The sequence below is a fragment of the Sorangium sp. So ce302 genome, from assembly GCF_051530145.1.
GTDB lineage: Bacteria > Myxococcota_A > Polyangia > Polyangiales > Polyangiaceae > Sorangium > Sorangium cellulosum_B.
In genome coordinates, this window is record NZ_CP150326.1 from 11,164,420 (window position 1) to 11,186,786 (window position 22,367).

Annotated in this window: 20 protein-coding genes and 1 pseudogene; 10 read left to right on the forward strand and 11 right to left on the reverse strand. The window is 72.2% G+C overall.

All coding sequences use genetic code 11. The annotated features are described in order from the left end of the window. Positions 1-37: 37 nt before the first annotated feature. Positions 38-1,522 carry an IS4 family transposase gene (locus WME73_RS42225; protein ID WP_437911522.1) on the forward strand — a complete coding sequence of 495 codons (1,485 nt, stop codon included), beginning with the start codon at positions 38-40 and terminating at the stop codon, positions 1,520-1,522. A 13-nt stretch (positions 1,523-1,535) separates the two neighbouring features. Then, positions 1,536-1,745, forward strand: a complete 210-nt coding sequence (locus WME73_RS42230) for a hypothetical protein (protein WP_437913297.1) — start codon at positions 1,536-1,538, stop codon at positions 1,743-1,745. A gap of 32 nt (positions 1,746-1,777) precedes the next feature. On the opposite strand, the gene WME73_RS42235 is transcribed toward WME73_RS42230, so the two are convergent. From WME73_RS42235 to WME73_RS42250, 4 genes and pseudogenes are all read right to left on the reverse strand, one after another. After that, the gene (locus tag WME73_RS42235; RefSeq protein ID WP_437913298.1) at positions 1,778-2,947 is read right to left on the reverse strand and encodes a trypsin-like peptidase domain-containing protein; all 1,170 of its coding nucleotides are present in this window, start codon (positions 2,945-2,947) and stop codon (positions 1,778-1,780) included. Next, on the reverse strand, positions 2,944-4,668 hold the full coding sequence (locus WME73_RS42240) for a hypothetical protein (protein ID WP_437913299.1): 1,725 nt from the start codon (positions 4,666-4,668) through the stop codon (positions 2,944-2,946). Before WME73_RS42240 ends, WME73_RS42235 begins: the two co-directional genes overlap by 4 nt. Before the next feature lie 133 nt (positions 4,669-4,801). Further along, positions 4,802-6,739: an NADH-quinone oxidoreductase subunit NuoH gene (gene nuoH / locus WME73_RS42245; protein ID WP_437913300.1), complete on the reverse strand. Its 1,938-nt coding sequence runs from the start codon at positions 6,737-6,739 to the stop codon at positions 4,802-4,804. A 130-nt stretch (positions 6,740-6,869) separates the two neighbouring features. After that, positions 6,870-7,643, reverse strand: a pseudogene (locus tag WME73_RS42250) (ABC transporter ATP-binding protein); the annotation flags it as partial. 114 nt (positions 7,644-7,757) lie between these two features. Here WME73_RS42250 and WME73_RS42255 point away from each other — a divergent pair. The 6 genes from WME73_RS42255 to folK all read left to right on the forward strand — a co-directional run bounded on the left by WME73_RS42255 (position 7,758) and on the right by folK (position 12,160). Continuing rightward, entirely contained in the window at positions 7,758-8,510 is a 753-nt protein-coding gene (locus tag WME73_RS42255) for a polyhydroxyalkanoate synthesis regulator DNA-binding domain-containing protein (protein ID WP_437913301.1), read from the forward strand. 34 nt (positions 8,511-8,544) lie between these two features. Continuing rightward, complete coding sequence (locus tag WME73_RS42260) at positions 8,545-9,231, forward strand: sigma-70 family RNA polymerase sigma factor (RefSeq protein ID WP_437711896.1); 687 nt, start codon at positions 8,545-8,547, stop codon at positions 9,229-9,231. Then, positions 9,228-10,091 carry an anti-sigma factor family protein gene (locus WME73_RS42265; protein ID WP_437913302.1) on the forward strand — a complete coding sequence of 288 codons (864 nt, stop codon included), beginning with the start codon at positions 9,228-9,230 and terminating at the stop codon, positions 10,089-10,091. The genes WME73_RS42260 and WME73_RS42265 overlap by 4 nt, the downstream gene beginning before the upstream one ends. Before the next feature lie 81 nt (positions 10,092-10,172). Further along, the gene (gene gshB, locus WME73_RS42270; RefSeq protein ID WP_437913303.1) at positions 10,173-11,129 is read left to right on the forward strand and encodes a glutathione synthase; all 957 of its coding nucleotides are present in this window, start codon (positions 10,173-10,175) and stop codon (positions 11,127-11,129) included. A gap of 55 nt (positions 11,130-11,184) precedes the next feature. Then, positions 11,185-11,550 carry a hypothetical protein gene (locus tag WME73_RS42275; protein WP_437741931.1) on the forward strand — a complete coding sequence of 122 codons (366 nt, stop codon included), beginning with the start codon at positions 11,185-11,187 and terminating at the stop codon, positions 11,548-11,550. A gap of 112 nt (positions 11,551-11,662) precedes the next feature. Further along, positions 11,663-12,160 (forward strand): 2-amino-4-hydroxy-6-hydroxymethyldihydropteridine diphosphokinase, encoded by a 498-nt coding sequence (folK, locus tag WME73_RS42280; protein WP_437741932.1) that lies wholly within the window; start codon positions 11,663-11,665, stop codon positions 12,158-12,160. A 25-nt stretch (positions 12,161-12,185) separates the two neighbouring features. Here folK and WME73_RS42285 read toward each other — a convergent pair whose 3' ends face one another. From WME73_RS42285 to WME73_RS42295, 3 genes are read right to left on the reverse strand one after another with little or no spacing between them, the layout of a single operon-like run. Continuing rightward, positions 12,186-12,755 (reverse strand): hypothetical protein, encoded by a 570-nt coding sequence (locus tag WME73_RS42285; RefSeq protein ID WP_437913304.1) that lies wholly within the window; start codon positions 12,753-12,755, stop codon positions 12,186-12,188. A 4-nt stretch (positions 12,756-12,759) separates the two neighbouring features. After that, positions 12,760-13,536 (reverse strand): 3'-5' exonuclease, encoded by a 777-nt coding sequence (locus WME73_RS42290; protein WP_437741934.1) that lies wholly within the window; start codon positions 13,534-13,536, stop codon positions 12,760-12,762. Beyond that, complete coding sequence (locus WME73_RS42295; protein WP_437741935.1) at positions 13,533-14,630, reverse strand: DsbA family protein; 1,098 nt, start codon at positions 14,628-14,630, stop codon at positions 13,533-13,535. The genes WME73_RS42290 and WME73_RS42295 overlap by 4 nt, the downstream gene beginning before the upstream one ends. Positions 14,631-14,689: 59 nt before the next feature. Between WME73_RS42295 and WME73_RS42300 the strand changes: the two genes are divergently transcribed. Further along, complete coding sequence (locus tag WME73_RS42300; protein WP_437741936.1) at positions 14,690-15,484, forward strand: response regulator transcription factor; 795 nt, start codon at positions 14,690-14,692, stop codon at positions 15,482-15,484. Between the two features lie 86 nt (positions 15,485-15,570). Here WME73_RS42300 and WME73_RS42305 read toward each other — a convergent pair whose 3' ends face one another. Beyond that, positions 15,571-16,941, reverse strand: a complete 1,371-nt coding sequence (locus WME73_RS42305) for an OmpP1/FadL family transporter (protein ID WP_437913305.1) — start codon at positions 16,939-16,941, stop codon at positions 15,571-15,573. A gap of 133 nt (positions 16,942-17,074) precedes the next feature. Between WME73_RS42305 and WME73_RS42310 the strand changes: the two genes are divergently transcribed. Continuing rightward, on the forward strand, positions 17,075-17,767 hold the full coding sequence (locus WME73_RS42310; RefSeq protein ID WP_437741938.1) for a hypothetical protein: 693 nt from the start codon (positions 17,075-17,077) through the stop codon (positions 17,765-17,767). A gap of 13 nt (positions 17,768-17,780) precedes the next feature. On the opposite strand, the gene WME73_RS42315 is transcribed toward WME73_RS42310, so the two are convergent. The 3 genes from WME73_RS42315 to WME73_RS42325 form a co-directional block, all read right to left on the reverse strand. Next, positions 17,781-18,977 carry a metallophosphoesterase gene (locus tag WME73_RS42315; RefSeq protein ID WP_437741939.1) on the reverse strand — a complete coding sequence of 399 codons (1,197 nt, stop codon included), beginning with the start codon at positions 18,975-18,977 and terminating at the stop codon, positions 17,781-17,783. Between the two features lie 98 nt (positions 18,978-19,075). After that, a complete protein-coding gene (locus WME73_RS42320) occupies positions 19,076-19,969 on the reverse strand; it encodes a hypothetical protein (RefSeq protein ID WP_437913306.1) in 894 nt (297 codons plus the stop codon). A 271-nt stretch (positions 19,970-20,240) separates the two neighbouring features. Beyond that, positions 20,241-22,346: a hypothetical protein gene (locus tag WME73_RS42325; protein ID WP_437741941.1), complete on the reverse strand. Its 2,106-nt coding sequence runs from the start codon at positions 22,344-22,346 to the stop codon at positions 20,241-20,243. Positions 22,347-22,367 lie beyond the last annotated feature (21 nt).

Here is a 22,367-nt window from a genome sequence, read left to right on the forward strand (position 1 = left end):
TTGATCCGTTTCGGACCCGCCAAGCGTCTGAAATGTCATGGGAAATCCCGATGTGCCGGAAACGATGCCGTCGATCGTGCGCGAGTTCGAGACGGTGCAGCTGGGCGATGCGCGCCTGCATCAGCGGGTCCGGGCGGTGGTGGCACGGCTGAGCGTCGCGCCGGGCGAGAGCTTCCCGGACTCGCTGAAGACAGAGGCAGAGCTGGAGGGCTTCTACCGGCTCCTTGGCAATCAGCGCGTGTCGTATGGTGCGCTGGTGCAGGCCCACAGCGAGCAGACCCTCGAGCGGATGGCCGGTCACGACACGGTTCGCGCGGTGCATGACACCACCGCCGTCGCCTTCGACGGCGACGGCGCACGCAAAGGGCTCGGTCCGCTCAACGGCAAGGACACCCAGGGCTTTTTGGCGCACGCGACGCTCGCCGTGGCCACCGACGCGATCAATCAGCCGCTCGGACTGCTGGGCCTTGCCTGCTGGGCCCGCAAAGCCTCCGCCCTGTCCAAGAGCCCACGCAAGAAGAACAGGACGGGCAGCGACTATGCGCGCGTGACCGACAAGGAGTCGACGCGCTGGCTGCGGCAGGTGGAGGCGGCCGAGCAGGCCGTGGGCGACCGCACGTCGCTGCTGCACATCATGGACCGCGAGGCCGACGCCTACCCGCTTCTGTGCGCCATGGTCGAGCAGGGCCACCGCTTCGTCGTGCGCATGGCGCGCGATCGGAACGTGTCGGAGCTGGCCGAGGATGAGGAAGAAGCGCTCGACGACGGCGCACGGCTGCGGCTGAGCGAGGCGCTGGTCGAGCTGCCGATCCGGCTCAGTCGCGAGGTCGTGCTCACCCAACGCCGCGCCGGCCCTGTCCCGGCGAGCAAGCGCGCGCACCCCGAGCGCTCGGAGCGGAGCGCCACGCTGGGCGTCGGCGCCCGGCGCATAGCGCTGCGCCGTCCGTACTACCTGCCCGAGCTGGCCGAAGAGCTCGCGGTCAACGTCGTGCTGGTGCAGGAGATCGACACGCCCGCGGGCGAAGAGCCGGTCGCGTGGGTGCTGGCGACCAACGAGCCCGTCGACACGCCCGACCAGATCGCAGCGATCGTCGACCATTACCGGGCACGGTGGCTCATCGAGGAGTTCTTCAAGGCCCTGAAGACCGGCTGCGCCCTCGAGACGCGCCAGCTCGAGAGCTTCCGGAGCCTGACGAACGCGCTGGCGCTGTTCGCCCCGATCGCGTGGCAGATGCTGCTGCTGCGCTCTCTGTCCCGCGTTGAGCCCAACGCGCCCGCGGAACGAGCCCTGAACCCCACGCAGCTGAAGCTGCTGCACCAGCACCAGCCCAAGAAGTTGCCGGCTCAGGGGGCGACGGTAGTCGATGCGCTCTACGCCGTTGCCGGTCTTGGTGGACATCTCAAGCGCAACGGTCCGCCTGGCTGGCTGACGCTCGCGCGCGGAATGCAGACCTTGCTCATGCTGGAGACGGGCTGGAACGCCGCCGTTGCCAACTCAGCGAAAACTAAGGGGGAAATGTGATCAATCCTCAGTCGTGGTCGTGGTCGTGAACGTGGTCGTGGTCGTGGTCGTCAACGACACGATCGTAGACGTGAACGTTCCGCCCATCGTGGAGGGCAGCGGAACGCCGGAGCGGGACGTTCACGTTCACGACCTAGCCGTTAACGACCACGACCACGACCACGTTCACGACCACGACCACGTTCACGACGGTGACTGCTGGAAGGCGGGCGGGGGGCCCTGAACGCGCTTGGTGAACGCCGATGGGCCTCCCCCTCAGCGCCCCGCCGCCGACTCGAACCTGGGCGCCGCGTCGAACGTCTCCGCCAGCGTCCTCCGGTACTCGTCGGCCATCTGCACGAGCCCATCGATGAGCAGCGCCACGTCGTGGTCCGCGCTGCCCTCCAGCGACGCCACGCACGACGCCGACACCTCGTCGCCCGTGAGCGACACGCGGAACTCCCCCGTCGTCTGGTCGTTCATCGTGAGCAGGAACCGGTAGAACGGCTCGTGGTTCGCCGCAGGCAGCCCCACGACCGGCGCGCGCAGCGTCAGCAGGCGCCCCGCCTCGTCGATCTCGATGTCCACCTGCGTCGCCGCCTCCGCCGTGGGGTACGGCCGCTGCGCGATGCGCCACGCCCTCGGACCGACACGCACCCGGTTGGCGATGAGCCCGAGCGTCGACAGGCCCCGCCGGATCACCCGCTCGACGCCCGCGCGCGCCGGGCACGGCGGGTACGCGTGCGGCAGCAGGCGGCCGCAGCCCAGGCACCTGTCGCACTCGACGTCGAACGGCTCCTCGCACGCCGGGCAGCGGTACACAGGCGCCCGGTCCCTGAGCTCCGCGAGCGTCCGATCCCCGAGGGCGAGCAGCGGCTGGAACGCGCCCGCCGGGACCACCACGCAGTGACCCGCGAGCTCCCCGGCCGCGCCGGACGGCGCCGCGACCACGCCGATCACCCGCCCCTCGGGATCGAGCACCGGCGCGCCGAGGGGCGCCGCCACGTCGAGCTCGAACGCCGGGAGCTGCCCGTCGACCTTGCGCGCCACGTGGCAGACCCGCGCGACCGCGAGGCGCAGGCTCTGCCCCGGGAGGCAGCTCAGCACCGCGGCGCGCTCGCCGAGCCGCGGCTCGGCCGCCGCGCGGGCGGCGAGCGCCGCGACGCCGGGCGGATCGGCCGGCGCGACGAGCGCCACGTCGCGGCCCACGTCCGCGGCGATCACCCGCCCCGCCATGCCCCGCCCGTCCTCGAACGTCAGCGCGACCTCCGTCGGGTAGCCGAGCCCGCGCCGGCTCGCCACCACGACGCCGTTGCCGAGCGCCACCCAGCCAGTCGTCACGAGCGCGCCGGCGCGGATCGCCACCACCGAGCGGCGGGCGCGGGCGACGCGCTCGTGGAGCAGCGCGAGATCGCCGTCGCCGTGCGCCGCCAGCTGCGACGTCATTGCGCGACGATCCTCGAGAGCGCCGTCATCAGCAGCTCGATCGTGCCGGGTTTGGCGCCGTCCCGCTGCGCGTAGGCGACGATGTCGCGCAGCCGCTGCTCGGTCTTGGCGGGCAGCTTCGTGCGCACCAGCAGCTCGGACAGGGCCCCGATCGCGAGGAAGTGCCGGAGCATCGGGTCGGCCGGCGCGCGCTCGATCTCGCGCAGGTAGCGGCCGAGGTGCTCGCGCGCGAGCGCCGCCGTGGTGAGCGGATCGATGTGGAGCGGCTTCTCCTCGGGCACCTGGCCGCGCACCGCCACGAGCCGCTCCATCGCGAGGAGCGCCGGCTCCGCGACGCCCGCGGTGTTCCCGCGGCGCGCGCCGCCCTCGGCCTGGATGAGCTCGCGGGTCGCGGCCGCCGTGCAGCGGTAGAGGTGCGCCACCGCGTCGGGCATCGCCTCGCCGTGCTCATAGATCGCGCGGAAGACCGTGCACCGGATGAGGAGCACCATGACGCCCGGCCGCTCCTGGAAGCTGAGCGCCGCGCCGAGCACCTGCGCGTCCCGGAGCAGCTGGCAGAACCGATCGGCCGCCGCGTTCGCCGACTCCGGGCGGGACGGGATGCTCCGGCGCGACGGAGGCTCGATCTCCACCTCCGGCAGCGCGGGCGGGCGCACCGACAGCGGCGTCGCCGCCATGATGGAGGACGAGCGACGAAAGGGCACGGTGCGCGCGCTGCGGCGATCGCTGACCTGCGCCGGCGTCTCCGCGGCCGCCGCCTGCTCACCCGACAGCGGCGCTGCGGCCGCCGCGCTCCCCGGAGCCGGCTTCGCTGCGCCGCCCTCGGACCCCGGGCTCGCGACGCCGCCGATCGCCTTCGACGCCGCGCCGGCGTCGTGCGCCGGCGGGAGGATGCCGGCCTTGGGCGCGGGCGCGCCGCCGTTCTTCGACGACGCGGCGCTCGGCGCCGGCATCGGCGCCGACGCCAGGAACGGGGACAGGATGTCGGGGATCGCGTCCGCGTCGCGGATGGGGCGCGCGACCGACTCGGGCAGGCGCGGCAAGGGGGGCGCCGCCCACGCCGCCAGCTCCTCGAGCGGCGTCCGCGCCCCCGAGACCGGCGTCGCCGGCGCGCCGGCCCGCACCGACGGAGCGCTCTGCGGGCGGGCAGGCGAGGGCGGGAGCGTGAAGCTCTTGAGCGGCCGGGCGCGGCCGGCGGAGGCCCACGTGAGGCTCGCCCGCTGCTCCTCGGAGAACGGCGGCCGCGCGTCGAACCACGCGCCCATCGTCTCCCCGAGCCGCTGCGCCGCCTCGCCGCTCTCGCGCAGCGCCTGGCGCAGCGCCTCCGGCGTGAAGGCGGCGACGCGGCCGACGCGGCGGAGCAGCAGCAGATCCTCCCGCATGCACAGCCGGAACGGCTCGGGGCCGCTCGACAGCTCCAGCGCCGTCCTGAGCAGCGGCACCCGGTGCCGCTCCGCGACGCGCACGACGGGGACGTCGATCGACACCCGCTCGTTCGCCGCGTCGAGCGAGACGAAGAGCGTCATCGCCCCGAGCGGAACGATCCACCCCACGCCCTCCTGCAGCGTCGTCGCCTGGAGGCTCGCCCCGGCCTCCGCGGAGGCGCAGTGCGCGACGAAGCGCACCGGGTCGCGCGTGCGCCAGGCGTCGATCGAGCTCCCGTCCCAGTCCGCGTCCGCGGGCGGCTTGCGCGAGGCGGAGAGCACAGGCGACCGATCCACCCCGCACGCCTCACACCGCGGCCCACGCAGCGGGAACCCGCACGCGGAGCAGAAGTCGGAGGCCGGGCTCGAGGGGACCGCCACGCCGACAGCATACCTCAGCGCAAGGCCGAGGTGGCACCGCGGTTTGCGCTCAGAGGAACGGATTCAGGTGGAGCGCAACCTTGGCCTCCCGCAGGTTGTGCTGGACCCTGCGGATGAAGTGGATGAACAGGTACGCCCAGGCGGCGAAGGTGACGACGCTGATGACGAGCTGGACCGTCTTGCTGACGCCGATCACCATCCAGAGCGCCGTCAGAAGGAAGGCCGCGAACGACAGCGGGACGAACCACTTCCAGCAGAGGTTCATCATCTGGTCGATGCGGACGCGCGGCAGCGTCCAGCGGATCCAGATGACCACGAAGACGAGGGCCCAGCTCTTCAGCAGGAAGAGGAAGACGCCGACGAGCTGGAGCCCGAAGCTCGCCTCCTGCTGGGCCGGCGAGACGCCGGGGATCTGCCAGCCCCCGAGGAAGAGCGCGCTCGCGATGCCGCACATCACGAAGACGTTCGCCCACTCGGCGAAGAAGAAGAAGAGGTACCGCATGCCGGAGTACTCGGTCGAGTAGCCGGCCACGAGCTCGCTCTCCGCCTCGGGCAGGTCGAACGGCGCGCGGTTGCCCTCCGCGAGCGCCGTCGTGAAATAGAGGAAGAACAGCGCGAACGTGATCGGGTTGCGGAAGACGAACCAGTGCCAGGGCCAGCCGCCCACGTCGAGGAGCGAGGGCCCGGCGCCGCCCTGGGCGCCGATGATGTCCTGGAGCCGCAGCGAGCCCGTCATCATCACGATGCACACGATCGCGACCGCGCCGGGGATCTCGTAGCTGATGATCTGCGCCGCCGAGCGGATCCCGCCGAGGAGCGACCACTTGTTGTTCGACGCCCAGCCGCCGGTCATGAGGCCGATGGTGACCAGCGACGTCACGGCGATCACGAAGAGGATCCCGATGTCGAGGTCGGCCGCGATGAGGTACTGGCCGAACGGCATGACGACGAACGTGGCCGACACGCCGACGAACACGAGGTAGGGCGCGAGCCGGAAGAGCGCCTTGTCGCTCTCGGCCGGGATGATGTCCTCCTTCATGATCGACTTGATCCCGTCGGCGACCCACACGAGGAGGCCCTGCGGCCCGGCGCGGTTCGGCCCGATGCGGGACTGCATGCGCGCCGAGACGCGGCGCTCGACCCAGGTGATGATCCCCGCGGTCGGCGCCATGAAGAGCAGGATGATCGCGGCGGCCACGCCGAGGAGGATCCCGGCGCCGAGCAGATCGGCGGGCGCGCTCGCGTGGAACCCCTCGGTCGAGAGCTCGATCTCGGACGGGGTCGCGCCGCCCCGGCGGATCCCGACCGCCGACCGCCGCTCGTGGCCGCTCGGGATCACGTCGCCCTTCGAGAGGACCTTCACGCCCTCGAAGCGCGTGATGACGTCGCCGGGCTGGAGCCCTGCCTGACCCGCCGGGCTCCCGTCGCGCACGCCCGTCACGACGAGCCCGCCGGCGGGCGGCGACTCGGCCGCGACCTCGACGCCGAAGAACGCGAGCGCGCGCGCCCCCTCCTTCACGCGCGCCTCGATGACGGCGCGGCGCGGGGTCGGCGGGAGGAAGTCCATCGTGACGCCTCTCACCGTGCCGTTCACGGGGAGCGCCCCCTGCGCGGTCGCGGGGATCTCGACGACGACGTCGCCGTGGAAGGTCGTGTGCACCGCGTCGTCGCCGCGGCCGGCGAAGCGGGATTGCAGGCCCTCGGAGAAGATCAGCGAGATCTTCGTGCTGCTGACCTGCGCGCCCTCGATCTCGATGCTCTGGCCGGTGAGCGGCGCCTGGCCGGGGCGGCGGAGGGTGCCGCGGAACGTGACGACCGCCTCCTTCGCCTCGGCGGTGGGCAGGTTGGTCCCGAGGATCTCGATGCGGTCGCCGAGGTCGACCTCGCGCGGCACGACGTCGACGACGCTCAGGAGCTCGGGCGCCGTCCTGCTCTCGGCGCAGCCGGCCGCGCCGAGCAGCGCGAGGAGGGCCAGGAGGCACGGCAAGAAGCCTCGAGAGAGAGCTCTCCAGGGAGGAGATCCGCGCATGGTGCCGCTTATAAACCGCGCCGCTCGCGCGGTCGAGAATGCGGAGAAAAGCGCTCCTGCTCGCGCTGTCTACTACTTACCGACTTACCTACCGGCCTCGGACGGGGAGGAAGTACCGGCTGCCGTCGAGCTCGTTCACGCCCACGTAGAGCTCTGCCTCGAACACGTCCTTGAGCCGGCGGTAGGTCATCACCTCCTCGACGGTGCCGTGGGCGACCAGCCGCCCGGCCTTGAGGAGCGCCACGCGGTCGGCGTACTGGGCGGCCGCGTTGAGATCGTGCAGCACCGCGACGCAGGCGAGGCGCCGCTCGGCCACCTCCCTGCGCACGACCTCGTGGACCTCGATCGAGTGGCGGATGTCGAGGTGCGCCCCGGGCTCGTCGAGGATCAGCACCTGCGCCTCCTGCGCGAGCGCGCGGGCGATGGCCACCCGCTTCTGCTCGCCGCCGGAGAGCTCGGCCACCGGCCTCCCCGCGAGCCCCACGAGATCGCAGGCGTCGAGGGCGCGGGCGACCGCCTCCTCGTCCCGGCCGGCGGCGAGCATCCACGCGCCCTGGTGGGGCGCGCGGCCCATCATGACGACCTCGCGCACCGTGAAGCCGGGCGCCGAGGCGATCCCCTGCGGCACGACCGCCACGCACCGCGCGATCGCCCGCCGGTCCATGCCGGCGAGCGGCCTCCCCAGCAGGGTCGCCTCGCCCCGCGCCGGCCGCAGGGCCCCGGAGAGGACCCGGACCAGCGTCGATTTTCCCGCGCCGTTCGGCCCCAGGACGGCGCAGAGCTCGCCCGCGCGCACATCCAGGCTGATCCCCTCCAGCGCCAGCCTCCCGGTGGGATAGCTCGCGGCCACGTCACGCAGATCGATCGCCGGCCCCTGCACGCGGTCTCTTTTGTCGAATGATTTGAGTGATATCGAGTGATCTTCCCTTGCGCGAGGTTTCTTGCGGTGGTCCAATCGACTCGAGGCGTAGAGGAGATGGAAACGGCGAAGGAGACTCTGGGAGGCGGCGAGGTACCGCGTCGCGTTATTAAGCGCTACTCCAATCGGAAGCTCTACGACACGAAGGACAGTCGTTACGTCACCCTGCAGCAGATAGGGGAGATGGTCCGGGCTGGCGAAGAGGTCCAGATCATCGACAACGCGACCAAGGAGGACAAGACCGAGGTCACGCTGGCGCTGATCATCTCGGAAGATCTCAAATCGCAGCCGCGCTCGGTCCCGCTCGGCACGCTGAGAGATCTGATCCAGGAGCGCGGCGAGCGGCTGCTCTCGCAGCTGCGCGAGGGCCCGATCGGCCGGCTCATCCCCGGCGCGGTCCCTGGCGAGGGCGGCGTGGCGGCGCCAGGAACGGCGCCCGTCCCGGGGACGGAGCAGGCGGCGCCCGCGTCGCCCTCGTCCCATCCGCCCCCGCCGCTCGACACGGACAGGTCGAGCCACGCGAAGGGGCGCCTGAGCGGGATCGTCGAGAGCTCGAAGCAGACGCTCGATCAATGGCAGCAGGCCGTCGACGAGCGCATCCGGGCCATCCTCCCGGGCCTCGGGCTGGTCCGCGATCTCCAGTCCGATGTCAAGCGCCTGTCGCAGCGCATTGACGAGCTGGAGGCGAAGCTCCAGGGACGCGCGGGTGAACCCATCGAGGGCGCGGTTCCGCACCAGACGGGCTCCGGCGCGGACGAACCCGCGGGCGAGGGTCGCGAGGGTCAGGGGAGCGAGAGCAGGCTGGAATAGCCCTGGGCGCTCCTCTGTTCCCCCGGGCGAGCCCATGCCGTTCTTCTTCAGCAAGAAACCTGCGTCCGTAGCGCAGGACCTGTCGTTGGCCAGCACCGATGGTGGCCGAGCCGACGCCTTCGAGATCGAGCTGCTGGGTCATCTGGACACGCTTTACGGCGTGAGCTGCCGGATGACGAAGAGCTCGACGGAGGCGGAGGATCTGGTCCAGGACACCATCGTCAAGGCGATGCGAGCCCGGGATCAGTTCGAGCCGGGCACCAACCTCAAGGCCTGGCTGCTTCGGATCCTGACGAACACGTTCATCAACCGGTACCGTCGCGGGGGCCTCGAGCGAGGCATCTTCGACGGCCCCGACGCCGAGCCGCTCACCGATGCGTGGGTCGGCGCGACGACGATGCGCGCGATGCGCGATCCGGAGACCCAGGCGCTCACGCCGCTCGTGGAGGCGGAGGTGCAGCGCGCCCTCGACGCCCTGCCCGAGGAGTTCCGGCTGGCCGTGGTGCTGTCGGACATCGAGGAGCTCTCCTACAAGGAGATCGCCGAGGCGATGGGCTGCCCCATCGGCACGGTGATGTCGCGCCTGCACAGGGGCCGCAAGCTCCTCCAGAAGACGCTGCGCGAGCACGCGGTCCTGATGGGCATCGTCAGCGAAGACGCTGCGAAGGACGCGCCCGCCGACCTGGACGCGTACCGCAAGCGGAAGCGGGGTGCCGCATGAGCGCTGCGAAATCGATCGAGAGCTGTTCGCGGTTCGACCACGCGCTGTCTGCCTACGTCGACAGCGAGCTGGATCCGGACCACGCCATCGATCTCGAGTCCCACCTCGTCCAGTGCCCTCCGTGCTTCGAGCAGGTGAGGCTCTTGCGCTCGCTGCGGGCGAGCCTGAAGCGGGCGCGGCCGTCGGGGTGCCCGGACGCGCTGCGGGCGCGCGTCGCCGCGGCGGTGGCGCACGAGCAGGCGCGCGACGCAGCGCAGTCGGCCGAGGCGAGGCCGCGCCTCGTGCACAGGGGGTACGCGATCGCGCTCGCCGCGGCGGCGGGCGTCGTCTTCGTCGTGGGCGTGGCGCGGCGGCCGGACGCGCCGGCGGAGGCCGCGAAGGCGGACGCCGCGAGGGCGGCGGCCGCTCTCACGCGCGCCGAGAGCGTCGAGGTCCTGCTCGACGATCTCGTCACCCAGCACGCGCAGCCGCTGCCGCCGGAGACGACCAACCCGGAGGACCTCCCGCGCTTCGATCCGTTCGTCGGCGTCCCGGTCCGCAGGCCGCAGTTCCAGTCGATACCGGCGAACTTCATGGGCGCCCGCGTGCACACGATGCGCGATCGGCGCGCCGCGCTGCTCCAGTTCGTGGTGCGGGGCAACCACCGCGTGACGGTCTACATGTTCAACTCGCGCGCGGTCCCGGTGCAGAAGGCGCAGCCGATCCTGCAGCCGCGCGTCGTGCGCGAGCGCCCCGTCTACGTGGGCAACATCAACGGCTACTCGGTCGCCGCCGCCGAGCGCAGCGGCGTCGGCTACGCGCTCGCCTCGGATCTCGGCGACGACGTCAGCACGCAGCTCGTCCTCGCTGCGATGCAGTGAGCGCACCGGCGCTCGCTCTACAGCGGGCGCCGTCCTCTCCCTCCCTCGATAACCCCGACCAACCCTACCGCGAGAGACCGCATGCGCTTCGTCTTCGTCATGGATCCGCTGAGCCGCGTGACGCACGACAAGGACACGTCGTTCGCCTTCATCCGAGCGGCGCAGGCGCGCGGCCACGAGAGCTACCACTGCTTGCCGCGCGACCTCTCGATCGAGGGCGGTGAGGCGCACGCCTCGGCCTCGCCGGTGCTCATCGGCGACGCGCCCCCGTTCATCTCGCTCGCGGGGGGCGCGCAGCGGCTCCGGCTCGCGGACGTGGACGCCATCTTCATCCGCAAGGACCCGCCGTTCGATCGCAGCTACCTGTACGCGACGCTGATCCTGGAGCGCGCGCGGCGCTGCCCGCTCATCGTGAACGACCCCCGCGGGCTGCGCGACGCCAACGAGAAGCTCTACGCGCTGAACTTCCCCGAGTGGACGCCGAGGACGCTGGTCACCGCGGACCGCGAGCAGATCCACGCGTTCGTGCGCGCCCTCGGCGGCACGGCGGTGATCAAGCCGCTCGACGGCGCGGGCGGCCTCGGCGTGCTGCAGATCAACGAGCGCGACAAGAACGCGCGCGCCATCGCGGACATGATGACGAACGAGGGGCACCGCCTCGCCATGGTCCAGGAGTACCTGCCCGCCGTCGTCCACGGCGACAAGCGCGTCCTCTTGCTCGACGGCGAGCTGCTCGGCGCCATCCTCCGGGTGCCCCGCGACGACGATCACCGCTCGAACATCCACGTCGGCGGGCGCGTGGTCTCGACGGAGCTCTCGCCGCGCGAGCTCGATCTCGTCCGCGCGGTCACGCCTCGCCTCCGCGCCGACGGCCTCTTCTTCGTGGGCCTCGACGTCATCGGCGAGCGCCTGACCGAGGTGAACGTCACGAGCCCGACGGGCATCCAGGAGCTCGGGCGCTTCACCGGCGCGGATCCGGCGGCGAGGGTGATCGCCTGGGCCGAGGAGCGGGCGCGCGGCCAGGCCGCGCGCGCGTGAGCCACCCCGCTCCGGAAAGTTGGCCCGGAGCGCCCGCCTCTGCGAAGGCTCCCCCATGGGCGACTCATTCGAGCGGTGTGCCGTCTGCAGCGACGGCGAGCAGGGCGATCGGGACGGCGGTGCGCCCGGGGATCCTCGCGCGAGGACGCGGATGGCGCGCGTGGTCATCCAGGGGCGCTCGCTGAGCCTGTGCCGGACGCACGCGGCGACCGTGGCCGTCGCCATGCCGGAGACGTTCGAGGAGATGCGCGCGCTGTTCGTGGGGCTCCAGCGCAGCGCGCAGCCGGCGCAGCGCGATCCGTCCGTCGAGCGCCGCTCCCCCATCGCGCGCCGCAGCCCCGAGGATCGGCGCGTCTTCCCCCCGCGGCCGGAGGGCCGGCGGATCGGCGCAGGACGCCGCGCCAGCGATCCGGGGGAGTGATCGCGACCGTCGCGCCGGCGCCCTCCTCGCGCCGATCTCCGGAGCGGCGCCCGCTCTCCGCGCGGAGCGCCGCGGGCCGCCGGATGCGCGCGGCGCGTGGTAGGTTCTCGCCATGAGATCCCGCCGGCATGTCGTCATCGGACTCGGGTCGAGCCTGGGCGATCGCCTGACGACCCTCCGCGCCGCCATCGCGGCCCTCGGCGCTGATCCCGATCTCGACGTCATCCTCGAGTCGTCGCGCTACGAGTCCCCGCCCGCAGGCGGCCCTCCGCAGGGCGACTACGTGAACGCCGCGGTGCTCGTCGCCACGTCGCTGCCCGCCCGCCAGATCCTCGAGCGCACCCTCGCCGTGGAGCGCTCGCTCGGGCGGACGCGCCCCGATCCGGTGCGATGGGGGCCGCGCACGATCGATCTGGACCTGCTCTGGATCGAGGGAGAGGTCGTGGCGGAGCCGGATCTCGAGGTGCCTCACCCGCGGCTCTGCGACCGTGTGTTCGCGCTCAGGCCGCTGCTCGACGTCGCCCCCGACGCGCGCGACCCTCGCACGGCCATCGCGTATGCCGCGCTCTCCGAGGCGAGCGCGCCCATTCGCAAGCTCGATCCGATCTGATCGACGCGGCGCGCGGGCGCGGCGCTCAGCGCGAGCGCGGCGGGCCGGATGCGGCGCGGGATCGGAGGCCGGCGCGGCCGCCGGCGTACGACGCCGCGCTGCCGATCATGACCACCACGATCAGCAGCAGCGCCCACCCCAGCGCGCCCGCCGGCGCGCCCTCGGCGAGGGCGAGCGCCCAGGCGAGCGCCGCGACGACGGCGCCGCTCGCGGCGGCCTCGCGCCGCCCGGCGCGCCCGCCGAACCGCCCCACGAGGTAGCCGCCGGCGACCCCGGCGAGCGCGAACGCGATCGCGTTGAGCCCCACCATCGCGAGCCGCACCGAGCCCTCTGCCCCGGCGTCCCCCGCCCGCTCGATCATCCGGCGCAGCAGCGTGTTGACGAGGCCCGCGAGCGGCAGCCACGCGATGAAGATCGCCACCGTCCCGAGCGCGATCCAGTGCCACGGCGGCCGGTCCTCGACCTCGTCGTCGCCGCTGCTCTGCAGTACGGGGAGCTTGCGCTTCTCCGGCGCTGCCGCGCCGCCCCGAGGAGGCGCCGCGCCTGCCGCGCTGCTGCCGACGACCGGGAGGCGTCGCTTCGGCGCGTCCCCCATGACGTCAGCTGGGCTTCGAGGTCGGGGGCGGCGCCGCGGCGGGAGCCTTCCGCCAGAACTTCCGCGCTTCGTCCTGCAGACGGACCAGCCGCCGCTGCTCCTGGATCAGGCCGCCATAGGCGCGAGGCACACGCGGATCCTTCGCGAGCGCGTACAGGACCTGGAGCGCCGCCTCGGCGTCGTCCGTCGCGCGGTGCGCCTTCTCGAGCGAGATCCCGAGCCGAGCGGCCATGTCGCCGAGGGCGCGGCTCTCCTCGTTCTTGTAGAGCTCGCGGGCGAACGTGAGCGGATCGACCCAGTCGACCTCGCGCCGCATGGCGGGCGGCGGCTCGCGCGGGCGCATGCCCACGCGCTCGAGCTCGGCGAGCAGGAACGAGCGGTCGAAGGTGGCATTGTACGCCGCGGGGATCGCCCCCTTGAAGCAGCCGAGGATCTCCTCCGCGACCTCGGCGAACGACGGCTTGCCCTCGACGTCCGCGTCCTTGATCCCGTGGATGGCGGTGCTCTCCGCGGGGATGGGCCGCCCCGGGTGGATGAGCCAGTTGTAGCGCGTCAGGATTTCCCCGGAGCGGCCGATGACGATGCCGAGCTCGATGATCCGATCGCCCGCCGGATCGCGCCCCGTGGTCTCGACGTCGACGAAGGCGATGGGCTGGTCGATCCAGGCGCTGCCCGCGTCGATCTCCGACGCGACACCGACGGCGCGCACCTTGAGGAGGTGCGCGATCCCAGGGTAGTGCCGGCCCGTCGGGAAGCAGCCGCACGGGTCGGCGACCTTCACGGCGTCCTCGGCTTGGCGGGCTGGGCGGGTGCAGCCGAGGTCGCGGGGCGCGCCGCGCCGCCCGCCGGCGCGCTGGTCCCGGCAGCGGGGGTCGCGCTGGCCGCCGGGGTCGCGCTGCCTGCTGGGGTCGCGCTGGCCGCGGGGATCGCGCTGCCGGAGGGCGACGCGTCGCCTGGCTTCGGGGGCGCTGGCCGCGGCGTCTTGCCGAGGAGCTCCAGCTCGAGCTTGACCCACGCCTCGAGGTCCTCGCCGGGGCTCGAGAGGAGCTGGAGGTTGACCTCGCGGCCGTTGATGAAGACGAGGGGCGTCCCCTCGAGCCCGACCCCGTCGGCCTGCAGCTTGTCCTTGTCGATGCGCGCCTTGGTGTCGGTCGAGACGAGATCGGCGCGGAACTTCACCATATCGAGCTTGAGCCGCTGCGCGTAACGCTCGAGGTCGGCCTGCTCCAGCTTGTCCTGGTTCTCGAAGAGGAGGTGGTGCATCTCCCAGAACTTGCCCTGGTTGAGCGCGGCGGTCGCCGCGCGCGCGGCGGGCTCGCCGTGGACGTGCGCCGAGAGCGGGTAGAACTTGAAGACGAGGCGCACCTGCCCGTCGAAGCGCTTCACGAGCCCCTCGAGCAGCGGCGCCATCAGCCTGCAGAACGGGCACTCGAAGTCGGCCCACTCGACGATCGTGATCGGCGCGTCGGGCGGCCCCATCTCCGGCGAGCCGTCGGTGGCGAGCGTCTTCACCTTGTTCGCGTCGAAGCGCATGTGGAACGCGTCGTCGCGCTCCTTCTTCGATCGGCCGTCCTTGACCAGATCGAGCAGGAGCTGCGCGGCGGGGAGGCACGCCTTGCACGGGCGCTGCTCCTTCACGCACTGCGCGATGCTCACGGGCGTGTCCGGGCAAGGGGAGAGGAGCTCGGAGACCTGTGCCCCCCACTCCCGGCGCTCGCGGGGGGTCAGCGAGGAGGTGTCCACGCCCGGCAGCGAGACCGCCACCTCCGGGCTCGCGGCCGGTTTGGGCTCGTTCGAGCTCGGGTTCCCAGGACAGCCCGTGGCGCCGATCGCGAGCAACGCGAGAAGCGGCGGCATCCAGCGCAGGAATGACATCGCGGCGCGAGCTTAGTCGGACCCCTTGCGAGATGCTAGCGCGGGTGTAGCGTCAAGAGGTGCGGAGCGTCCTCTACCGCTTCCCGGATCTGCAGCAGTTCGAGCAAATCGTGTGCGATCCGGAGGAGCGTGACCTCGAGCTCGGACTGCCCGCGGGGGAGGTCGTGGCCGATGGCGAGTGGGTGCTCGCCATCTTCGAGCTGGGCGAAAACCGCCGCGCGACGTCGGCCGCGGCGTGCGCGTCGGTCTCACCGGAGGGGGCGCGGCTCACGTTCGAGCCGCGCGACTGGCATCGCCTCGCCCACTTCGCGCGGACGGAGGCGCCCCGCCCCGGATCCGTGCCCGACACCGACGCCGCGGCGCTCCTCCGCGCCGCGGACGGGGCCGGGCCCGCCGCGTCATCCGGCGTCCAGGGCGCCGGCCCGGCGGGCCGGGCGCCGCCCCCTGCGCCGCCTCGGCTGAAGGGCAAAGGCTCGCGGGTCCTCGTGGTCGACGACGACCCCCACATCCGCGAGCTCCTGTCGGCGATGCTCGAGGCGGTCGAGCTCGCCGTCGTCGCCGTCGCCAGCGCGGAAGAGGCGCTGGCGCGGGTCCGCGGCTCACCGTTTCACCTCGTGGTCCTCGACTGGAACCTCCCGAAGATGACCGGCATCGACCTGTGCCGGACGCTGCGGCAGGAGCCCGGGCTCCGCGATCTTCCGGTCCTCTTCCTGACGGCGCACGCCTCCTCGCAGGACATGGTCGAGGCCTTCGCCAGCGGCGCCGACGACTACATGGTGAAGCCCTTCCGCGCCCCCGAGCTGGGGGCTCGCATCTTCAGCCTGCTCCGCCGGACCCGGCGAGGCACCTCCTGAGGCGCCTCGCCGCGGCGCAGCGGCCCCGCCGCGACGCGGGCTCGCGCTCGGGCGCCGCGCTCAGGTTCCGCGCTCAGGTTCCTCGCTCAGAAGGCGACATCGACGTTGAGGTTGATCACGCCGATGCTCTGCGCGTAGTGCCCGCCGGAGTCGGGAGCCCTCGAGTTGGGGTGCAGGCCGGCGGTGATGCTGTCCCCCGTGGTGTCCCGGCTGACGTAGAACAGGTGGGTATACGACGCGGCGAGGTGGAGCTGCTTCGCGACATGGAAGCGCCCGCCGAGAGCGAACGAGACATCGTGGAAATCGACGCCCGATGGATCGAGGGTCTCGTCCGGAACTGCGTTGGAGTCGTACCCGGCGCCGCCGAAGACCTCGATCGCAGGCCGCGGCCAGTGGCTCCAGCCCGCGCGAACGCCGAACGTGTCGTTCCAGCGGCGGGGGATGTTCTGCACCACGCGGGCGCCCTCTCCGGCGAAGCCGTCGCGGTCGATCTCGCACGCCGCGCCGACCTGGGTGAGGCACTGGTTTTCCATCGAGCTCCACCGCGTCCAGTCGCCGAAGAGCCGGATCTCGAAGCGCTCCGCCGGGACGAAGCGGGCGCCGAGCCGCACGATATCCGGCAGGCCCTGGTGCAGCTCCACGTCGCTCGGGGAGTTCGACACGCCGCTGAAGCGGTTGGTGAGCGTGCCCTCGAGCGACTCTCCCCCCGTGACGTTCGGCCGCGACTGGTACGACGCGCCGATCCAGAGCTGCTTCGGCACCGCCTCGACCAGCGCGCCGACGCCGAAGCTCGCGTGGAAGCCGCTCACCTCGAGCAGCGAGCGCCCCTCGGTCGCAAGGAGGTTGTCGCCGGAGGCGTTGCGGGCGCGCACGGTGTTCACCTGGGTTCGAATCAGGTTGCCGGAGAGGCCGAGGCTGAGACGGAGCGCCGGGATCCTGTAGGCGGCGGCGAGCGTGAAGAACATCGCCTGGAGCGAAGACTCGATGGAGTGCCAGCGCTGCACGCCGTCCACCGGCCCGGCGAGCTCGCGATTGCCCTCGAACGCCGCGTTCGTGTCCCAGGACGCGGCGCCGCCGAAGGGCACATAGACGCCGGCGCCCAGCGCCAGATCGCCGAGCCTGGCCGACGCGCCGAGCATCGGCGAGGCAGCCACGTTGAACAGGCTCGCCTCCCCCGTGTTCGCCCGCGGCACCGTCGCGTCATCGGTCGCCGCCGCCGAGTGCGTGTAGGACGCGGCGCGCAGCGCGATATTTCCGTCCAGGAACAGATGAATCCCCTCGCTCTCGGCGAGGCCTGCGGGGTTGTAGTAGACCGCGGTCGGATTGCTCGTGATCGGGTTGCCGTGCTCGCCGCCAAACCGCGCGGTCGCGAACCCACCGGCGAGCGCGGATCCGGTCCAGGCGAGACCGCCGAGGAGGCCGACGGAGATCGCGAAACAGGGGCGGTTGATGGACATATCCGGTGTTCTCGGTTCTGAGGGCGGAGGAATGCGGCGCCTGCGGCGGACCCTGCATGGTAGGGTTGCAACACCTGCCACGTCGGAAGGTTCTACCCGATCAAGTCAAATGTCACCTTTCGCACGGTGTCAAATGCTTTTCTCCCGCACCATCCGGACAACGCTCGCCTCAGCTGCCCTCACCACCACGGCGCTCCTCATCGGCTGCGCCGACCCGGCAGGCAGATACGATGACTTCGAAGCTCGCGATACCACGATCCGCGAAGACCAGAGCAGCGGCGAGGGTGGTGGTGGCAGCGACGGAAATGGCGGCGCTGGAGGCGGCGGGGACAACTGCCTGCCGGAAGCGGGCGCCGTCGACGGCGATTTCCTCTTCAGCCTCTCGGCGTATCTCAACCCGCGGGCCCCTATCCTCTTCGTGGCCAGCCTGACCACCCAGGCCAGCGACGGCGGCCTGAGCTTCTCGCTCACCTTCCAGCCGCTCGTGGCCGCCGATCGCAAGACGCCCACGGGCGAGCCGTTCGATGTGGGTCCCTTCGAGCTGTCCGCCGATGGGACGTTCACCGCGCAGCTGCCCACGCTCGTCGTGCCGGGCGACGCCAACCCCATCTCCGGCAGCGAGCTCGAGGCCACCATCACGCTGACCGGCGGCTCCCTCTGCGCGCCCGCCGACTTCATCTGTGGCGTTGTCACTGGCACCACGGCGAGGCCGCTCCCCCTGAATCTCAAGGGCTCTACCTTCGCCATGGAGCGAATCGCCGATCCGAGCAGCTACCCGGCGCCGGTCATCAACTGCAAGAGAGACCCGGCGACCCCGCTCCCGTGAGCGCCCGGTCGGGTCACGCCACGGCCTCCGCCGCGGCGGCGCCTTCGAGCTCGATCAGCGAGATCTCGGACGGCGCGCCGACGCGCATCGGCGGCCCCCAGTAGCCCGTGCCGCGGCTCACGTAGATCTGGCTGTCGCCGTGCGAGGACAGCCCGGCCACGTAGGGCTGGTCGAGCCGCACGAAGAAGTTCCACGGGAAGATCTGGCCACCGTGGGTGTGGCCGCTGAGCTGCAGGCCCACGCCCCGCTCCGCGGCCTCCAGGATCTGCTTGGGCTGGTGCGCGAGCAGCACGAGCTCGCGAGAAGGGTCCCGCCCCGCGAGCGCGCGCGCGAGGTCGGGGCCATGGCCGCGGCCCATGCCGCGGGAGCTCCAGTCGTCCACGCCGGCCAGGTCGAAGCCGTGCTCGCCGTCGCCGATCGAGACACGCTCGTTGCGCAGCACCGTCACGCCGAGCCGGCGGAGCTCCGCGATCCACGCCTCGGCGCCGGAGTAATACTCATGGTTGCCCGTCACGAAGAAGACCCCGTGCTTGGCGCGCAGATCGGCGAGCGGCGCGGTGTGCTCGCGGAGCTCTTCCACGGAGCCGTCGACGAGATCGCCCGTGATCGCGATGAGATCCGGCTCGAGCGCGTTCACGCGCGCGACGACGCGCTCGAGCCAGGCCCGGCCGATCGTCGGGCCGATGTGGAGGTCGGTCAGCTGAACCACGCGAAAGCCCGACATGGCCGCGGGGAGGCGGCGCAAGCGGACGCGCACCGGGCGGACGGCGACCTCGCCGAGGGCGCTCGCGGCGCCGGCGACGCCGAAGCCCATGGCGAGCGCTCCGGCCGCGCCCGCGAGGGCGCGCGAGAGGAAGGTGCGGCGCTCGCCGTCGAGCGGCTGGTGCAGCAGCGCCGTGACGCCGTGGGCGCCGAGGCGGACGAACTCGGAGGTGAGCAGGAGGAAGAAGAGCAGGACGGCGAGCCCGACCCACGTGTAGACGACGCCGGCGACGACGCCAGCGATGTGCCGGGGCAGCGCGCGGGTGAGCAAGAGGCCGAGGGGCACCAGCGACGCGAGCACCACCAGGGCCACACTGCCGACGCGGTGCCAGAGCGGGCCGAGCTCGGGCGCGCGGATCAGGCGCTGCCAGAGGTAGTAGTGGACGCCTGCCACGATGGCGCTGAAGACAGCGATGAAGACGACGAAGGAGAGAAGAGGCCGCTGCACGCGTCCAGCATGACCACGGCGGCGCGCGCCCGCCGCTCCGATCCACGCCGGAGCCAGGCTCGACAACATTTCTTAACGGAGCGACGGGCGGACGGCGGCTACGACGTGCTCACGCACACGCCGAACCCGGCGGGGTAGATCGCGCTGCCGCCCTGGCACTTGGCGCCTGCGCCGCATTCCGGCGCCCTGCTGTCGATCCGGCAGAGCTGCTTGCACTGGTTCGTCAGCATCGAGCACACGAAGCCGGGCGCGCACGGGCAACGCTCGTCGGCCCGCCCCTCGCCGGGCACCACGCAGCTCGTCGTCCCATCCTCGCGGACGATCGTGCAGGTGAGGCCCGTCGGGCACACGCTGTCGTTCAAGAGCTCGCAGTTCATCGCGGGAACACAGACGGGGATCGGGACCGGAGCGCTCGCCTCGACGACCGACTGGGCCATCGGTCGCTCGTCGCAGTACGTCCCCGCCGCGCAGCTCTCGACGTGGCCACAGCAATACTGCCGGCACACGCCGCCCTCCCCGTCGGCTGCCACGCACCCCAGGCCAGCCGCGCAATCGGCGCCGCTGTGACAAGGGCCGCCTGCCTCGAAGCGGCCCGCCGGCTGGCAGCTCGGGATCGCATCGCCGTCGTCGAGCACGAGCTGGCAGTGCAGCGTCTGCGCGGCTGGGAGCCCCGTCCCCGTGCCCGCGCCGCCGTCCGACGAGCACTCGGTCGGCTCCCCGCCTGGGGTGCAGCCATCGCCGCACAGGTAAGCGAAGCGGGTGTAGGGATCCTGCGCCTCCGGAGCCGCCGGGATGTTGAGGTCCTCGTTCACGACGCCACCGGCACCGCCGCTGCCGCTGCCGCTGCCGCTCGCGGGCGGAGGGCTGCCGCCCGATTGGGCCGACTCGCTCTCGCCCCCCCCACTCCCGAACACCCCGCCGCCGTCTTCGTACCCACCCGCCGCCGAGTCATCCATCGAGCACGCGGAGAGCGCGAAAACCCAGGTCGCCACGAGGCCAGAAAGCAGACGGGCGCGGTGTGAGCTCATTCCAGGACCACCAGAAAAGCACAAGCGGAATGAGCGTATCATGTCGCCTCCTGCATTCACAGAATGTGCCGATTCTGTGTGTCGTCGCCAGGGCGCCGAGCGCAGCCTGGGTGAGGACGCCGCCGTCCTGTGCGCCGCGCACACGGGGGCACCTCGCCTGCGGGCATCCCTGGCGCAAGCATGACGCCCGTGTCGCACCGAGCGCCGGGCCTCGCGCGATGGTGCGTGATGGCGCCTACCGCGCCTCGATGTCGCGGGTGACCACGTTGCCCGCGCTGTCATAGGCGCGCACCGCGAGCAGGTGCGCGCCCGGCGGCACGATCGCGCCGAGATCCGCCTCAAACGGCTCGACGGCCTCGTCGAAGACGCCGTCGCTCGGGAAGACGGGCCGCCACTCCTCCAGGCCCGCGATCGAGACCTCGATGCGCGCGACCGGACCGAGGCCGTCCGCGACCTCGCCCGTGAGCCGGCGCCCCTGCAGCGCGAGCGCCCGGAACACCGGCGGCGTGTTGTCGACAAGGACGGTTCCCGACTCGAGGCTGTGGCGCAGCGTGCGCTCGGGCGGGTTCGCCAGCTCGTCGCTCGCCTCGACGAGGATGCGGTACTCGCCTTCGGGAAGCGCGGTCGTGTCCCATACGTGCTCGGCGCGCGTCACCTTCTCGCCCGGCTTCAGCAGGCTGCGCCAGGTCGACTGCCCCTCCATCCGGTAGGAGAGGCGGTAGCGGAGGTCGTCCTGGTCTGGATTGTCGACCTTCCATGTCAGCTGGAGCGCGCTCACGGGCTTCGGCGCCTCCCCGCCCGATGGCGGGAGGCTCGATCGAGAGGGCTTCGTCTGCCCCTTCGGCGCGGCCTCGATCGACGTGACCACGGCGCGCGCGTTGTCGGTGACGAACGAGAGCTTCACCTCGCGGAGCACCGCGCCCGGATCGCGGCGCCAGCGCGCGCGGATCTGCGCGAAGCGCGCCGGCGGGCTCTTCACGTCGCCCGGCGCGGCGAGCGCTGTGGACCACGGGCTCCAGGTGCCGTCCGGCGCGTCGGTGTTTCCGCTCCGGGTCTCGAGCTCCAGCGCGCCGTCGGAGCGCCACGAAAGGCGCCCGAACGTGGCCCGCAGCCCGGCGTCGAGCACCTTGCTCGTCCACACCGCGTCGGCGCCGCCGACGCCCTTCACCTCGTGGAAGACCGCGGGGTCGGTGGTCGCGACGAACCTGCGCCGCCCCGCCATCAGGAAGGCGCCGACCTGGCGCTCGTCGGTGTCGGCGACGAGCCGCGCGACGTGGTTGTCGCTCACGGTGTAGAGCTGGCCTTCCGCGCCGGTCCCGACGTACGGCGTCAGGTCGTCGCCGAGGCCGAGCGAGACGTAGTGGGTGTCGTCGTCGCTCATCATCTTCTCGGCGACGCCGCGCCGATCGAAGCGCATGAGCACGCCCTTGCCGGGCTTCTGCGCGCGCGCCGGCTGCGGCGACGGCGGCCCGCTCCGGTTGCGCTTCGGGGGGGCGAACGCCTCGGCGTACTTGTTGGCGATCGCGTAGATCGCGCCGCCCTTCGCGCCCGGCGCGACGGCGATGGCCTTCACGTCGTCGGCGTCGAAGTCGTAGAGCACGGTCGCGCGCCCGGGCGCCGTGAGCTTGTAGAGGAGCGCCTTGCCGTTCGAGCCGGCGTAGACGGCGCCGTCGTCCCCGACGGCGACGCACATGAGGTGCGGCTCGTCGCTGTCGAAGTACACCTGGGCCTTGCCCGCGGCGTCGACGCGGAACAGCTTCCCCTCCGAGCCGGTCGCCGCGTAGAGCGCCTTCGCCCTGGGATCGTACGCGAGGCCCCACACGTCCTCGGTGTCGGGGAGCTCGGCGAAGACCTTCGCCGGGCCGCCGTTGCCCGCGCCGCGCGGCAGGCGGAAGAGCTTGCCCTCGGGGAAGGTCCCCGCGATGACGTCGCCATCGAACGCGAGCGCGAGCGCGCTGACCGCCATCTGCCCGGTCGTGGCCACGAGCGCGACCCGGCCGCCCGAGACGCTGTAGATCTTCCCCTCGTTGCCCGTGCCGAGCAGCACCGTCCCGTCCGGCAGCACCACGGAGCTCCAGATGGACGTCGCGTCGGGCAGCGGCGTCGCGCCGAGCGTCAGCCCGGCGCGCACGGCGCCGTTCGAGTCCACGCTGACGCCGGTGAGATCGCCGCCCTTCAGGTCCTCGAGCGATCGGAGCTCGAAGCTGCGCGTGCCCACCGCGTGGGCCGGCAGCGCCACGAGCCCCACGGCGGCGACGGCGGCGGCGAGGAGCCTGCGCGGAGAGGGGACGGCGTGAGGGTGAGGCGATCGGGAATGGGCAGAAGAGCGCTCTGTGCTCATGGGTCGCAAGATGGAGGGGGT